The organism is Taklimakanibacter lacteus (assembly GCA_003576695.1).
In the GTDB taxonomy this organism is placed as follows: Bacteria; Pseudomonadota; Alphaproteobacteria; order Rhizobiales; family Aestuariivirgaceae; genus Taklimakanibacter; species Taklimakanibacter lacteus.
In genome coordinates this window covers 108,067-122,602 of sequence record QOZQ01000002.1, presented here as the reverse complement: position 1 = coordinate 122,602, position 14,536 = coordinate 108,067, and the positions used below count along the sequence as shown (strand labels likewise).

At 63.3% G+C, this 14,536-nt stretch carries 15 protein-coding genes; 2 read left to right on the top strand and 13 right to left on the bottom strand.

Features of this window, described 5'->3' with window-relative positions; all coding sequences use genetic code 11:
* Positions 1–10: 10 nt before the first annotated feature.
* The 4 genes from DT068_RS03610 to DT068_RS03595 are packed head-to-tail and all read right to left on the bottom strand — an operon-like array spanning position 11 to position 3,759.
* Positions 11–1,078 carry a xanthine dehydrogenase family protein molybdopterin-binding subunit gene (locus DT068_RS03610; protein ID WP_119388422.1) on the bottom strand — a complete coding sequence of 356 codons (1,068 nt, stop codon included), beginning with the start codon at positions 1,076–1,078 and terminating at the stop codon, positions 11–13.
* Position 1,079: 1 nt separating this feature from the next.
* Positions 1,080–2,450 carry a xanthine dehydrogenase family protein molybdopterin-binding subunit gene (locus DT068_RS03605; RefSeq protein ID WP_368904405.1) on the bottom strand — a complete coding sequence of 457 codons (1,371 nt, stop codon included), beginning with the start codon at positions 2,448–2,450 and terminating at the stop codon, positions 1,080–1,082.
* 7 nt (positions 2,451–2,457) lie between these two features.
* Complete coding sequence (locus DT068_RS03600) at positions 2,458–2,946, bottom strand: (2Fe-2S)-binding protein (RefSeq protein WP_119388421.1); 489 nt, start codon at positions 2,944–2,946, stop codon at positions 2,458–2,460.
* Positions 2,947–2,958: 12 nt separating this feature from the next.
* The gene (locus DT068_RS03595; protein ID WP_119388420.1) at positions 2,959–3,759 is read right to left on the bottom strand and encodes an FAD binding domain-containing protein; all 801 of its coding nucleotides are present in this window, start codon (positions 3,757–3,759) and stop codon (positions 2,959–2,961) included.
* A gap of 185 nt (positions 3,760–3,944) precedes the next feature.
* Between DT068_RS03595 and DT068_RS03590 the strand changes: the two genes are divergently transcribed.
* Positions 3,945–4,586 carry a GntR family transcriptional regulator gene (locus DT068_RS03590; RefSeq protein ID WP_119388419.1) on the top strand — a complete coding sequence of 214 codons (642 nt, stop codon included), beginning with the start codon at positions 3,945–3,947 and terminating at the stop codon, positions 4,584–4,586.
* Between the two features lie 20 nt (positions 4,587–4,606).
* Here DT068_RS03590 and mgrA read toward each other — a convergent pair whose 3' ends face one another.
* The 4 genes from mgrA to DT068_RS03570 are packed head-to-tail and all read right to left on the bottom strand — an operon-like array spanning position 4,607 to position 9,499.
* Complete coding sequence (mgrA, locus tag DT068_RS03585; protein WP_119388418.1) at positions 4,607–5,635, bottom strand: L-glyceraldehyde 3-phosphate reductase; 1,029 nt, start codon at positions 5,633–5,635, stop codon at positions 4,607–4,609.
* A gap of 27 nt (positions 5,636–5,662) precedes the next feature.
* A complete protein-coding gene (locus DT068_RS03580; protein ID WP_119388417.1) occupies positions 5,663–6,844 on the bottom strand; it encodes a sugar ABC transporter permease in 1,182 nt (393 codons plus the stop codon).
* A gap of 7 nt (positions 6,845–6,851) precedes the next feature.
* Complete coding sequence (locus DT068_RS03575) at positions 6,852–8,405, bottom strand: sugar ABC transporter ATP-binding protein (protein ID WP_119388416.1); 1,554 nt, start codon at positions 8,403–8,405, stop codon at positions 6,852–6,854.
* Positions 8,406–8,425: 20 nt separating this feature from the next.
* Positions 8,426–9,499: a substrate-binding domain-containing protein gene (locus DT068_RS03570; RefSeq protein ID WP_119388415.1), complete on the bottom strand. Its 1,074-nt coding sequence runs from the start codon at positions 9,497–9,499 to the stop codon at positions 8,426–8,428.
* Positions 9,500–9,680: 181 nt separating this feature from the next.
* On the opposite strand from DT068_RS03570, the gene DT068_RS03565 reads away from it, so the two are divergent.
* Positions 9,681–10,706 (top strand): LacI family DNA-binding transcriptional regulator, encoded by a 1,026-nt coding sequence (locus DT068_RS03565; RefSeq protein WP_119388414.1) that lies wholly within the window; start codon positions 9,681–9,683, stop codon positions 10,704–10,706.
* 7 nt (positions 10,707–10,713) lie between these two features.
* Here DT068_RS03565 and DT068_RS03560 read toward each other — a convergent pair whose 3' ends face one another.
* The 5 genes from DT068_RS03560 to DT068_RS03540 are packed head-to-tail and all read right to left on the bottom strand — an operon-like array spanning position 10,714 to position 14,463.
* Positions 10,714–11,472: an ABC transporter permease gene (locus DT068_RS03560; protein ID WP_119388413.1), complete on the bottom strand. Its 759-nt coding sequence runs from the start codon at positions 11,470–11,472 to the stop codon at positions 10,714–10,716.
* Positions 11,469–12,233: an ABC transporter ATP-binding protein gene (locus DT068_RS03555; RefSeq protein ID WP_119388412.1), complete on the bottom strand. Its 765-nt coding sequence runs from the start codon at positions 12,231–12,233 to the stop codon at positions 11,469–11,471. The genes DT068_RS03560 and DT068_RS03555 overlap by 4 nt, the downstream gene beginning before the upstream one ends.
* A 6-nt stretch (positions 12,234–12,239) precedes the next feature.
* Complete coding sequence (locus DT068_RS03550; RefSeq protein WP_368904404.1) at positions 12,240–13,262, bottom strand: ABC transporter substrate-binding protein; 1,023 nt, start codon at positions 13,260–13,262, stop codon at positions 12,240–12,242.
* Positions 13,263–13,303: 41 nt separating this feature from the next.
* Entirely contained in the window at positions 13,304–13,741 is a 438-nt protein-coding gene (locus DT068_RS03545) for a VOC family protein (protein ID WP_368904403.1), read from the bottom strand.
* Between the two features lie 2 nt (positions 13,742–13,743).
* A complete protein-coding gene (locus tag DT068_RS03540) occupies positions 13,744–14,463 on the bottom strand; it encodes a FadR/GntR family transcriptional regulator (protein WP_119388410.1) in 720 nt (239 codons plus the stop codon).
* Positions 14,464–14,536: the final 73 nt, after the last annotated feature.

Below are 14,536 nucleotides of genomic sequence, written 5' to 3'. Positions count from 1 at the left end.
AATTCTCCTCTTAGTGGCGGGCGGCATCTTCTGTTTGCGCATGATCTTTTCGGAAAACCGGCGTCCACTTTTCCGGATCATGCGCTAGGGCCTGAATGCCGCGCAGAACTTTCTCAGGCGTGATGGGGAGCGAATCGACGCGCACGCCGACGGCATCGAAGATCGCATTGGCAATGGCGGGGATCGGCGAATTGGCGGTCATCTCGCCGACACCCTTGGCGCCGAAGGGGCCGTCGCCGGCCGGACGCTCGATGATGACGTTACTGAATTCCGGCAGATCGCCGGGGCCTGGCATCAGATACTGGTTGAAATCGGTGGGCCCATGGGCGCGGTTCGGATAATAGGGCTCGGTCGTTTCATAGAGCGCGTGCGACAGGCCCATCCAGGCGCCGCCAATGATCTGCTGCTCGACCATACGCGGATTGAGCGCGCGGCCCACTTCATAGGCGCTCTTGAGGGAGAGGACCTGAACCTCGCCCGTCTCGGTGTCGACCTCGACCTCCGCCACGGTGCAGGCATGGGCATAGCAAGTGGCGGGCGTCATCTTGCCGGTCTCGGGCTCAGGATAGGAGCGCGGCTGCAGGAAGATGCCGCGACCCGAAATCGTCCTGCCATGTTTGAAATGGGCGGCGAGCGCCACATTGAGAATGGCGATCGACTTCTGCGGGCTGCCCTTCACACGGATGTTGCCGGCGCCATCGGTCTCGAGATCGCCCGCATCGACCTCGAGTTCTTCGGCGGCGACTTCAAGGAGAACGGATTTCGCCTCCTTCGCCGCCATGATGATGGCATTGCCGATGCGATGCGTGCCGCGCGAGGCGAAAGTGCCCATGCAATGGGGTCCGGTATCGGTGTCGGCCGTGTCGATGATGACATTTTCCGTCGAAACGCCCAGGGTCTCGGCACAGATCTGCGCCATCACCGTCTTCAGCCCCTGGCCCAGATCGACGCTCGACAAAGTGACGATGAAGCTTCCCGTCGTCGTTGCATGGATGAGGGCCTGCGAGGGATCGCCGCCCAGATTCATGCCGGTCGGGTAATTGACCGACGCCATGCCGCGACCGCGTTTCTTCGTCATATCAGCCCTCCCGCTTCTGCGACGACATCGCTCTGTAGCGCCCGGCGATCGGCCAGTTGGCGAGATCGGAGGCCGCCTGCACGCATTCGACCAGCGCCGCGCCGTCCACTTCCTTCTGGTGCGCCTTCATGTCGCCGTCGCGATAGGCGTTGAGGATGCGGAATTCCATCGGGTCCATGCCTATGAGCCGGGCGAGCTTGTCCATCTGCACTTCGAGGGCGAAGTCGCCAATGGTCACGCCGAAGCCACGCATGGCGCTGGACGGCGTGCGGTTGGTATAGACGCAGTGGCAATCGACCCAGACATTGGGGATCGTATATGGCCCCGGCATGTGGGCCGCCGCCTTGGTGGTGCCATAGGGCGAATGGCGCGAATAGGCGCCGGCATCGACATAGAGCCTCACCTGGCGCGCCAGGATGCGGCCGTCCTTCGCGACGCCATCCTTGATATAGATGCGCTCGGCGGCGCGGGGCGATGAGACCTGCATCTCCTCCGCGCGCGAATATTCATATTTGACCGGGCGCCTGGTCAGCATGGCGGCGAGGAAGGCAATGGGCTCGGTGATGACATCGACCTTGCCGCCGAAGCCACCACCGACCGTGCCCCCGACCAGGCGCAATTTGTGGAAGGGCGAATTGAGGATCAGCGCCGAATTGTCGAGGGTGAAGTAAAGCGCCTGCGTGTTGGAATAGCAGGTATAGCGTTCATTCTGGTCGGGCACGACGATGCAGCCGGTCGTCTCGGTCGGCGCGTGCTCGATGGGCGAGGACTGGTACATTTCCTCGATGACATGATCGGCAGCGGCGAAGCCTTCATCGACATTGCCGAAACGCACGCGCCGGCAGTGATGGCCCTCATAGGTGAACCAGTTCCTGCCGTGATATTCATTGACCAGCGGAGCACCCGGCTTCAGCGCTTCCTCGACGTCGAAGACCGCCGGCAGCTCTTCATAGACAACCTTCACCTTGGCGACGCCTGCGAGTGCTGCCTGCTCGCTTTCGGCCAGCACGGCCACGATCTGCTCGCCCTTGAAGCGCACCTTGTCGAAAGCCAGCACCGGCTCGTCATTGGGCTCGACCTGGATCAGGCAGAGGATGGTGTAGATATTCTGCGGCACATCCTTGGCGGTGAGGACGCGCACCACGCCCGGCACCTTCAGCGCCCTGGACACATCGATCGACTTGATGCGGGCATGATGATGCGGGCTCCTCACCATCTTCAGATGCAGAAGGCCGGCGAAATGGCGATCGGCATAATATTGCGTCTTGCCGGTCACATGGCCCAACACATCGGAGCGCTGGCGCGTCACGCCCACTTCGGTGAGGCCGTCGGTGCGCGCGTCGCTGAAATAATCCTTGCGGTATTCGATCATGTCGCCCTCACGCGCTCTTCCTGGCGCCGCGCAACTGCTCGGCCGCCGTCAATATGGCGTTGATGATGGGGTCGTAGCCGGTGCAGCGGCAGATATTGCCGGAGATCGCATCGATGACGTCGTCGCGCGAGGGAGAAGGATTGCGGTCGAGCAGGCTCTTGGCGGCCAGGATCATGCCCGGCGTGCAGAAGCCGCATTGGGCGGCGAAGCCTTCCATGAAGGCCTGCTGCAGCGGATGCAGCGCGCCATTGCCGGTCAGCCCTTCGAGCGTGGTCACGCTCTTGCCGGCGCAGCGTTCGGCGAGCGTCAGGCAGGAGAGCTGGGGCGAGCCGTCGATGATGACGGTGCAGGCGCCGCAAGTGCCCTGATGGCAGCCGGCCTTGGTGCCATAGAGGCCAAGCTTGTCGCGCAGCGCCGCGAGCAGGGTCGAGCCCGAATCGACGAATTCATTCTGTTCTCTGCCATTGAGGGTGAACTGGACGGGGACCTTGGTCATGTCTCTCTCCGGTCAGGCGCCGAGCAGGCGCTGCAGGTGAATGGGGGCGATTTGCCGGCGATACCAGCCCGTCGCATAGGCATCATCGGCGGGCGCCGTGCCATCGGCGGCCAGATCGGCTGCTTCCTTGATCGCGGAAGCGTCAAGCGCCTTGCCTTCGAGGGCCCGTTCCGACTTGCGGGCGCGCAAAGCGCATGGCCCCATGGCGCCGAAAGCGATGCGGGCATCCTTCACCTTGCCGGCCTTGCGCGGCAGCACGGCGGCGATGGTGACGAGGGACGCGCTCACCGGCTTGCGGCGCACCGCCTTCACATAGCGAAAGCTGTTGGCTTCCGGCATGGCGAAGCTGACCGAAACGACGAGACTCTTTTCGTATTTGCCGCGCTGCTTGAGAAAGTTTTCGAGCGGCAATTTGCGCAATGCCTTGCCGTCATGCAGGGCGACTTCGGCATCGAGCGCCAGGAGCGCCACCGCCATATCGCCATAGGGCGCCGGTGCGAAGAGATTGCCGCCGATCGTGGCCATGGCCCTGACCGCCGGGCCGCCAATGGACTGGCTAACCGGATGAAGGAATTTGAGACGGCGATCATGTGCGATCTGGGCCATGGTGACCATGGCGCCAAGGATCACTTTGCGCCCCTTGATCTCGATCCGGCCAAGCCCCAGCCCGTCCACAATGATGAGTGTGCCAGGTCCCTGGCCGTGATTGAGGTCGGCAACCGCCAGCGTGCCGCCGGCGACCACAATCCCACCCTTGGCCTGCAATGCCGGAACGGCGCGTGCCTGCCTGGCCGCCAGAAGCGTGACGGACATTCATTCCTCCCATTTTCTGGCGCTTCCCTGATCGCCAAAGTCGAACGACTTTGGCGGAAAGCGCCCTTTGGGCACGAGATCGGTGCGATCCCGCTGCCTTGGGCCAGTTAGCGCTTTCCAACACGCCTCCAGCCGCTTATTGTGCGCAAAGCCTAAGCGATCAATTATCAATAATCAATCTCGAAATGCTCGACCCCCATAAAGATTCCTCCCCGTCGCTCAGCGGGCGCATCCGCAAGACGCTCGTCGAGCGCATCGCGACCGGCCATTACAAGAGCGGCGAGCGGCTCATCGAACTGAAGCTGGCGGAGGAATTCGGCACCAGCCAGCTGCCGGTGCGCGAAGCCCTGCGCGATCTCGAAATGGCCGGGCTCGTCACCAGCAAGCCGCGGCGCGGCTCTTTCGTGAAGCCCTTCGCCACCAGCGCGCAAAGAGAAATCTATCTGGTGCGCGGCGCGCTCGAGGAAGCGGCCGCGCGGCTCGCCACCGGCAGTCTGGCACTCGACATCACCGTGCTGCAGCGCGAGGTCGACGGCATGCGGGACGCGGCACTGGCCCGGGATATCGAGCGGATGATCGCCCATAGCGTGCAGTTCCACCGCGCCATCGTGGCGGCGGCCGGCAATGAATTGCTGCTCAAATTATGGGACTCGCTCCATCTCGAAATCCATACCCGCGTGACCTTGTCGGAACCCGGCATCGATTTCATGGCGGCGGCGGAAAGCCATCAGCCGATCGTCGATGCGATCAAGGCAAAAGATGTCGAGCTCGCCTGCCGATTGTCGCGCGAGCACCAGGCCTATTTCGAGCACCGGCTCAATGTGTGAGCCAGTTTCCGGATCGTGCTCTATCCAGCACTCGATTCTGCCCAGAGATTGATATCGCTGTCGACCGCGTGACGATCGATCTCGGCAAGCTCCGCAGCCGTGAAATCGAGCCGCGCCAAAGCGCCGACATTTTCATCGATCTGCTCCGGCCGGCTCGCCCCGATCAAGGCGGTGGTCATGCGCGGATCGCGCAACACCCAGGCAATCGCCATCTGCGCCAAAGACTGGCCGCGGCGCGTGGCGATGGCGGCAAGCGCCCGCAAGCGTTCCCGCACCTTGTCATTGAGGAATTCAGGGAAGAATGATTTGCCCGCGGTGGCGCGGCTGCCCGCCGGAACGTCGTTCAGATATTTTCCGGTCAACAGGCCTTGCGCCAAAGGCGTGAAGGCGATGCAGCCGACACCATCCTTCTCGAGCCGGTCCAGGAGGCCGTCACGCTCGATCCAGCGGTTGAGCATGGAATAGCTCGGCTGGTGGATGAGGAGCCTCACGCCTGAAGCCCGCAGCAAGGCGGCCGCCTCGGCGCTGCGCCCCGGGCCGTAGGACGAGATGCCGGTATAGAGCGCCTTGCCCTGCCGCACGGCGGTTGAGAGCGCATCCATCGTCTCCTCGAGCGGCGTGCGGGGATCGAAGCGATGCGAGTAGAAAATATCGACGTAATCGAGACCCATGCGCTTCAGGCTTTGATCGAGACTCGCCAGCAGATATTTGCGGCTGCCGAACTCGCCATAAGGCCCCGGCCACATCCGGTAGCCGGCCTTGGTCGAGATGATGAGCTCATCGCGGTGATGAACGAAGTCGGTCTTGAGTATCTTGCCGAAGGCCTCCTCTGCCGAACCGGGCGGTGGCCCGTAATTGTTTGCCAGATCGAAATGCGTGATGCCGAGATCGAAAGCGCGCCGGCTGATGGCGCGGGCATTCGCGAAGGACGCATCCTCGCCGAAATTGTGCCACAGGCCCAGCGAGAGCGCCGGCAAATCGAGGCCGCTTCGCCCGCAGCGGCGGTAATGCATGGCTTTATAGCGATCGGGATGCGGCAGGTACGTCATTCCTGGACCTCAGTATGATGGAGAGGGTTACTTAGATCGGGCGCGGCTGCGGCTCAAGTGATCGAGCGCCACGGCAAGAAGGAGAACCGCACCACGGACGGTGTCCTGGAAGAAGGGCGCGACATTCATGAGGCTCATGCCATTATTGAGGCTGCCCATGAGCAGCGCGCCGACCAGCGCACCCAGAATGCGGCCGCGGCCGCCCGAAAGCGCCGTCCCGCCAATGATCGCCGCGGCAATGGCGTCGAGCTCCAGAAACAGACCGGCGCTTCCCGCCACCGCGCCGCCGACGCGCGCGGTGAGCGCCACGCCGGTGATGCCATAGGCGAGGCCGGCAATGACGAAATTCCAGAAGATCACCCGCTTGATGTTGATGCCGGCGAGGCGCGCGGCCTCGGGGTTTCCGCCTATTGCGTAGAGCTGCGCGCCATAGCGGGTGCGGCGCATGACCAGTTCGGCGGCGAGAGCACAGAAAGCGACGAGTAGGACGAGCCAGGGCATGCCTTGCCAGGACACGATGAACAGCGTGATCCCCGTCGCGACGATGACCGGTATCAAAGTCTTCACAAACAATGATTGCGGCTTCGCCACGACGCCCAGCTGATGGGCGCGGCGGATTTCCCACCAGCGCAGAAGGAGAAAGCCCCCGGCCGTGGCGATCACCAGCAGGATCGACGGCAACGGCGGCAGGAAGGCGGTGGCGAAGCGGGTCAGCGGCCGCGGCAGGGAAGCAATGGTCGCCCCATTGGTCACGATCATTGACAGGCCGCGGAAGTAGAGCATGCCGGCCAATGTCACGATGAAGGATGAAACCCCGATGCGCGTGACCCAGAAGCCTTGCCAGGCGCCCATCAGGAGCCCGACCAGGATGGCAGCAGCAACAGCAATGATCGGCTGAACATCATACTGGCCGGAAAGGAGAGCCACAACGACACCGACCAGCGCCACGGCAGAGCCGACCGAAAGATCGAAATTGCGCGTGACGATCAGCATGACGGCACTGATCGCGGCGAGGCTCACGATCGAGGTCTGCAGCGCCAACAGCACCAGATTGCGCGGCATCAGGAAGATGCCGTCGGTCGCCACATAGAAGAAGCACCAGATGGCGGCGAGGATGACCAGCAGCATATAGTCGCGCAAAGATGCCAGACTGAAAGAGCCAAGGCGGCGCTGTCCTGCCTGAAGCTCTTCCGATTTTGACATGGTCATGGCTGGATCAGACACCGGCGGCAACCCCCAGAATTCTCTCTTCGGTCAATTCGTCACGGCCGATTTCGGCCACCGGCTCACCGCCGCGCAGAACGATCACCCGGTCGCAGATATCGACAAGCTCTTCGGCATCGGTCGAGGCGATGAGAATGGAGCGTCCCTCCTCGCTGAGCCGCGCCCATATTCGCTTGATCTCGCCGCGCGCTCCGATATCGACACCGCGAGTCGGATCGACCAGGATCAGGATGCGCGCTTGCGCCGACAACCAGCGCGCCACCTGGACCTTCTGCTGATTGCCGCCCGACAATGTGCCGACCGGACTTTCGATCGAGCGTGTCCTGACGGCGAGGTCGCGCACCAGATCGAGGGTCGTCCGCCGCGCTCTCGCATCATCGCTGAAACCTGTCGCCGAAAGACGCTCGAGGCTGGCCAGGATGATATTGTCATGCACCGCGTGATCGGGCATGAGGCAGTCACGCCGGTCCTGCGCCATGAAGCCCATGCCCGACGCGACGGAAATCGTCGGGTTGTCGAGATTGACCGGCGATCCGTCGAGCGTGATTGCGCCTTCCCACGATCCGGGCCAGGCGCCATAGAGAGCGACGGCGGCTTCGATACAGCCCGAGCCCACCAGGCCGAAAAGGCCAAGTATCTCGCCTTGCGCCAAAGACAGAGACAAATCGCGCACGCGCAAACGCGCCGGATCGTCCGTATCGAACACTTTGAGTCCTTCCACCGTCAGCGCCGCCCCGCGGCGCACTGGCTGCCGGGCTCTCTCCGTCGATGCCACCGCATGACCCACCATTTCCGTGACCACCTGCGATCTCGTTACATCGCTGGTTGCATGGGTGCCGCAGATGCGGCCGTCGCGCATGATCACGATACGGGTGGACACCGCGAATACCTCGGCCAGGCGATGGGTGACAAAGATGATCGCCATGCCGCGCGCCGCCAGAAACCGCATGCGATCGAAGAGGCGCTGCGCCTCGCCCTCGGTGAGGGCCGCCGTCGGCTCATCGAGGATCAGGAGAGCAACCTTCTTCGACAAAGCGCGCGCAATCAGGGCGAGTTGCTGGGTGGCGAGGTCGAGCGCCTTCATCGGGAGCGCCGGATCGATGGCAAGCCCGAAGTCGCGCAAGGCTTTGCCGGCACGTGTCAGCCGCAAGGGCTGGTCGAGGAAACCCCAAAGCTGCGGCTCGGCGTTGAGATAGAGATTCTCGGCCACCGTCATTTCCGGCGCGACATTTATTTCCTGGGGCACCAGCGCGACGCCGGCCGCTTCTGCCTCGGCGACGCTGCCCGCCTGATAAGGCTTGCCGGAAAGACGAATCTCGCCGGCGAAGCTTCCCGCCGGATGCAGGCCGGCGATGATCTGGATCAGTGTCGACTTGCCGGCGCCATTCTGTCCCAGCAAGGCGACGATCTCACCTCTCTTGATGGTGAGGCTGACATCATCGACGGCGGTGACGCCGGGAAACTGCTTGGTCAGATTTCCAGCGACCAGCACGGGAGGATCGGTGCGCGCCGCGCGCTCGTCCTCCCGCGTATCTGTCGCATTCATCAGCCGGCGCTCTCAACGCCCTAATTGCATTTCGGCATCTGGTCGGGAACGTTCTTGTAGACTTCCTTGATGTCGAGCCAGTGCTGATGCTTGCAGACGAATTCCGGCATTTCCTTCTGGCTGACGAGATAGATCGGCGTCTTCACCCAGGGAATGTCGGCGGCCTTGTTGTTGATCTTGTCGGTGGCGCCGATGTCCTCGCATTTCGCCATGGCGATCGCCGCCTTGGCGCCGGCGACGGCGACGGCCATCTCATCCGGCGCCGGCCAGACGCTGCCGAACATGCGCCCCTCGACGATGGCCTGGGCCGCAGCGAGCTCCATGTCCTGGCCAGTGACAGGTATCACCCCGGCTTTCAGACCGGCACCATCAATGGCCTGCAGCACGCCAACCGACATGCCGTCATAGGAGACAAGGAAGGCGTCGATGGCATTGTTGTTCTGGGTCAGAGCGTTCTCGGCATGGGCTTGCGCGGCTTCCGTCTTCCAGCCGGCGGAGAACTGGTCGAGGACGATCTTGATGTCGCCATTGGCGACGAGCGGATCGACCACCATGTGATAGCCTTCCTGCATCTGGGTCGAGCCGGTCTGTCCCGGATCGCCGCCGATCAGCGCATAGCTGCCTTTGGGCACGGATGCGACGATGGCACGCGCCGCCGAAGCGCCGCCTTCACGCGGATCGCGGCCAATGAAGGCAGTCTGCTCGGCGCCAAGGATCAGATCGTCATAGGAGGCGATCGGAATACCCGCCTCATTGGCCTTCTCGGCGATCGTGGCGGCGACCTTGAAATCGACCGGCTGGATGACGATCGCATCGACACCCTGGGTGATGACATTCTCCGCCTGGGCGACCTGCTTGGCGGCGTCATGATCGGCGGACTGGACGAGAACCTTGTAGCCGCCCGCCTCGGCCGTCTTGACGAAGAAGGGCACGTCGGCATTGAGATAGCGGAAGGCCTTCTGATGCTTGAGCATGAAGGCGATCTTGCCGGTCTTTCCGGGCTTGCACTCGCCCGCCGCCAGGGCCGGCGCCGAAGCGGCAACCATCGTCGCGCAAGCGAGCGGCAAAATTAGAGTCCTGAATTTGCTGGTCATGACATCCTCCCATGATTGAGCGGCCGCTTGTTTCACTGGCTCGCGTTATGGTAACGCTAACAATCACTAACATGAGAGTCAACACTGAATCATACGGAAAACTGCGCTTATCCCCTTGCTGCAATTGGCATATTTGTTACTCTAACATCAACTCATGGTACGCTAACATCGAAAGACTTCCATGCCCGTAACCCTTCGCGACGTGGCCCAGAAAGCCGGCGTATCGGCAATGACCGTGTCGCGCGTGGTCAATGGCAGCAGCGGCGTCGATGCCGAGACGCAGCGCCGGGTCGAAGAGGCGATCCTGGCGCTCCACTACATTCCCAACCGGCTGGCGCGCAGCCTGGTCTCGCAACAGACGAAGACCATCGGCCTCATCGTTCCCGACGTCGTCAATCCCTTCTTCGCGCCCGTGGTGCGCGGCGCCGAGACGACGGCGCGCAAGGCCGGCTACCGCGTGCTTCTGTGCAACAGCGAGGGCGATCTCCGGCTTGAGCGTGAATATATCGAAGACCTCGTGTCACATCGGGTCGAGGGTCTGCTGCTGGCGCCGGCCGGCGACCACTCACGTCTTGCCCTGCTGCCTCTTCTCAAGGGCGGCTTTCCCCTCGTCCTTCTCGACCGCGCGGTGCCCGAGACGGATTGCGACATCGTGATCAGCGACAATGTTGCCGGCGCCAAGAAGCTCACCGAGCATCTGATCGCGGTCGGCCATCGGCGCATCGCGCATTTCACCGATTCGGACGATGTGTCGACCGGGCGCGACCGTCTCGAAGGCTATCGCCAGGGACTGGCGACCTCCGGCATTCCCGCATCCGACGACCTGATCTTCCCGACGACGACCGACCGCATGGGCGGCTATCGCGCGGCACAATTGATGCTCGAGCTCGATCCACTGCCGACAGCGATCTTCACGGTGAACAATATGACGGCGCTCGGCGCCATGCAGGCGCTGCGCGAACGCGGCATCTCGGTGCCTGAGGATATCGGCCTCGTCTGCTTCGATGATGTCGAGCATCTGGCGGTGCTCTCGCCCTTTCTCACCGTGGTCGATCAGCCGGGCGAGACTTTCGGCAGCCTCGGCGCGCAGCTGCTGTTCGAGCGCATCTCCGGCAAGGCCGGCAATCGCAGCCGCCGCATTGTGCTGCAGGCCGATCTGATCGTGCGCAAATCCTGCTGCGTCAACACAGGTGTGCCGGCGCGGTGAGATAGGATCAATAGCGCACGAAACGGCGCTCCAGCGCCACGACGATCACGAACAAGCTGATCGACAGCACCGATGAGAGAACGATCGCGGCATAGAGGCGGTCGGACTGGTAGTTGAAGGTGGCCTGGATGATGAGAGCGCCCAGCCCTTTGTCTGAGCCGATCCATTCGCCGACAATGGCGCCGATGACCGCGGTGGCGGAGGCGATCCTCAGCGAAGAGAACAGCATCGGCAGAGCACGCGGAAAGCGCAGCCGCCAGAGCACTTCCCAGGGCGTCGCCGAAAGGACGCGGAAGAGCTCATGCTCATTGGCGCTCGCCGAGCCCAGGCCCCGGATCATGTTGACGAGGGTGGGAAAGAAGCAGATCACCGCGGCGATGACGATCTTGGGCGTCATGCCGAGGCCGAAGATCAATATGATGATCGGCGCCAATGCCAGGACCGGTATGGTGTTGAAGAACAGCACCACCGGGAAATAGGCCGCCTGCAGGAAGCGGCTATGGACGAAAACGATCGCCAGGATCACGGCGGCAAGGTTGCCGATGACGAAGCCCGCCAGCGCCTCGATGGCGGTGGGCCAGAGATTGGACAGGAGCAGCGCGCCGCTTTTGGCGAAGATCGCGAGAATGGCGGTCGGCGTCGGCACGATATAGGCGGGCACGCCAAGCGCCGGCAGCAGGAACTGCCAGGCCAGGATCAGCGAGGCCGCGCCGAAGAGCGGATAGAGAATGGCCTGCAGCAGTGCTGTGAGCCTCGGCTCGCTCATGACGCGGCCTCAAGCGCGCTGCGCATCTCGGCCATCATGGCGACGATCTTCGGATCTTCGCGCGAGCAGCGATTGCCGTCCCCTTTGAGCGGCCGCAGATCGACATCCTTGCGGATGCGGCCGGGATTGGCGGTGAGCACGATGATGCGGCTGCCGAGATAGACGGCCTCGGCAATCGAATGGGTGACGAAGAGGATGGTGGCCCCGCTGCGCCGCCACAGATTGAGCAGCTCGTCATTGAGCCGGTCGCGCGTGATCTCGTCGAGCGCGCCGAAGGGCTCATCCATCAGCAGAAGCTTCGGCTCGCCCAGAAGAGCGCGCGCGATCGCGACACGCTGGCGCTGGCCGCCCGAGAGCTGGTGCGGATAGCGCAAGGCGAAGGGTGCTATCCCCATCATATCGAGCAATTCATCGGTCCTGTCGTCGATCCTGCGGGTCAGGCGCGACTGGCCAATGGCGAGCGGCAGCCGGATATTGTCGCGCACCGTGCGCCAGGGCAGCAAGGTGGAATCCTGGAAGACGAAGCCGACATCGCGGCGCTGGCGCACTTCATGCGGATCATCACCCAGGACCTTGATCGTTCCGCGCAGCGGCTCCAGCAGGTCGGCGACGACGCGCAGGAAAGTGGACTTGCCGCAGCCCGAAGGCCCCAGGATGGACAGGAAGGTCCCGGCCTCGATCGCAAGATCGAGACCGGCAATGACCGTGCTGCCGGCGGCGTAGCCGACATCCAGCGCCTGCGCTTCGACGGCCCGCGCCATGAGCGATCAGAGCTTCGGGCGATCGGCCGCGGTCGCTTCGAGGATCCTGGTCGAATAGCAATCGGCGGCGGCCGGCTTGCCATTGGGGAACTGGCCGACCTTGTCGAGCAGCGCCAGCTGCTCCTCGACGGAAGCGGCGTCGAACGTGCCCCAGCCATCCTTGGCGGTCGTCGCATCGAAGCTCAGCTTCAGGATCAGGTCGATGGTCTTCTGCTCCCAGCCGAGATCGAGCTCGGGGTAGGTTTCGACCATCTTCTTCACTGCGTCCTGCGGATTGGCATGGACGAAGGCCCAGCCCTTGCCGACGGCGCTGATGAACTTCGTCAGCATTTCGGCATTCTGCTCGATGGCCGCATCGGTGGCGAAATAGACATTGGCATAGGAGCTCAAGCCCAGATCGCGCACCAGAAGATCGATGCGGTCATCGCCGACCACGCTCAGAGCCTGCGTGTTGGTGATCCAGCCGCCAATGGCATCGACATCGCCCCGCACCAGAGGCGCCTTGTCGAAGCCGACATTGACGATGGTGACCTCGGAGGGATCGATGGCGTTCTTGGCCAGTATCTCGTCGATGACGAAGCGCGCGGTGGGCTGCACGCCGATCTTCTTGCCCTTGAGGTCGGCGGCCGAACGGATCGGGTTGGAGGGTTTCGACGTGTAGGCATAGGGGCTGGTGCGGAAGCCGCAAGCGATGATCCTGACCGGCACGCCCGAGGCGCGCGCGGCATAGAGCTGCGGTGTCTCGGAGAACTGGCCGAGCGATGCGGCGCCCGAAATGACCGGCGGCACGGTCGCGGCATTGGGGCCGCCCGGGCTGAAGGTGACATCGAGGCCCGCTTCCTTGAAATAGCCATTGGCGGCCGCGATGATGTCGCCAATCTGGCCGTTGGACATCAGCCAGTCATACTGGATCACCACCTTGCCTTCGGCGCGCGCTCCCGGCGTGAGCATGAGGCCCAAGCCAGGCGCCGCGGCGGCAAAGCCGGCCTTGATGAAATTTCGCCGGTTCAGTCCATAGGCCCTCGTCATCTGCACTTCCTCCTCTGTTGAGGGCATCGCATTCGCGCCCTTCATGTTGTTTCGGTGTGACAGTCACCAGGACCGCCGGCGAGCCAGGCATAGAGCTCCCACAGCGTGCCGTCGGGATCGGTGAAATAGGCGCAGCGCGCATTCCAGACATAATCGGCCGGCGGGCCATAGAAGGTGACGCCCTTCGCCGACAGATCGCGATGGAACCGGTCGATCTCTTCCGGCGAAGACAGCTGCACGGCGATGCAGGCTTTGTGCGCCGTCCTGGGCGAGCGCGCATGGGAGACGCCAGTGTGCCGGTTGATGTGGTCAAGCTCCCAGGCGGCGAGCGTCACGCCTTCGCTGTGGAAATCGGCAAAGCCCTCGGCGCGACGGCGCAAGCGGAAGCCGAGCTTGCCGACATAGAAGTCGACCGTGCGCTCGATGTCCTCGACGAGCAGGCAGATGTCGCTGATCTTATGGATCGGGCCGAGCGACATGGCTATTTCGCCCCCGGCAGAATGATACCGACGCGTTCGGCCGCCCCGGTGATATGACGGCGCATCGCTTCGCCGGCACCCGCGGGATCGCCCGCCACCAGCATCTCATAGATGCGCACATGCTCAGCCACATTGACCTCGACCAGGCCATGCAGAGGATTGGTAAGGCGGGCATAATGGATCGTCTGGCGGATCTGCTCGCAGATGAAGGAAATGAAAGTGTGGATATAGCCATTGCCGGTGGCGCGCGCGATCTCGCGGTGGAAGAGGAGATCGGCCTCGATGCTGCCATCCTGCCAGCGCTCCTCGCCACTCATGCGGTCAAGCGCCGCCTTGATCGCCGCAAGATGCGTCTCATCGCGCCGCGCGGCCGCGAGCGCCGCCGATTCGACTTCAAGGATGCGGCGAAGCTCGAAAAGCCGTTCCATATTGTCGCCGGTCTTCAGCGCCTCGCGGTCGATGCGGATGGCGGCGCGCTGCTCGGGCGCCAGCACGAAGGCGCCGACACCCTGGCGCGCCTCGACCATGCCGTCGGCGCGCAATTGCGCGATCGCCTCGCGCACCACATTGCGGCTGACGCCGAAACGCTCGGCCATTTGCGGCTCGGTCGGCAGGCGGCTGCCGGGCTGAAGCTCGCCCTGCTCGATCTCGCGCGCCAGCACGGTGGCGACGCGCAGAGGCAAGGCGTCCAGGGAGCCCATGATGGGCGAGCGCGGCTTCATGCATCCTCCGGCCTATGGGACGGCGACCTGCCCCGTAGGCAAGGGATCATATGATCATCCTATGACTTGGCAA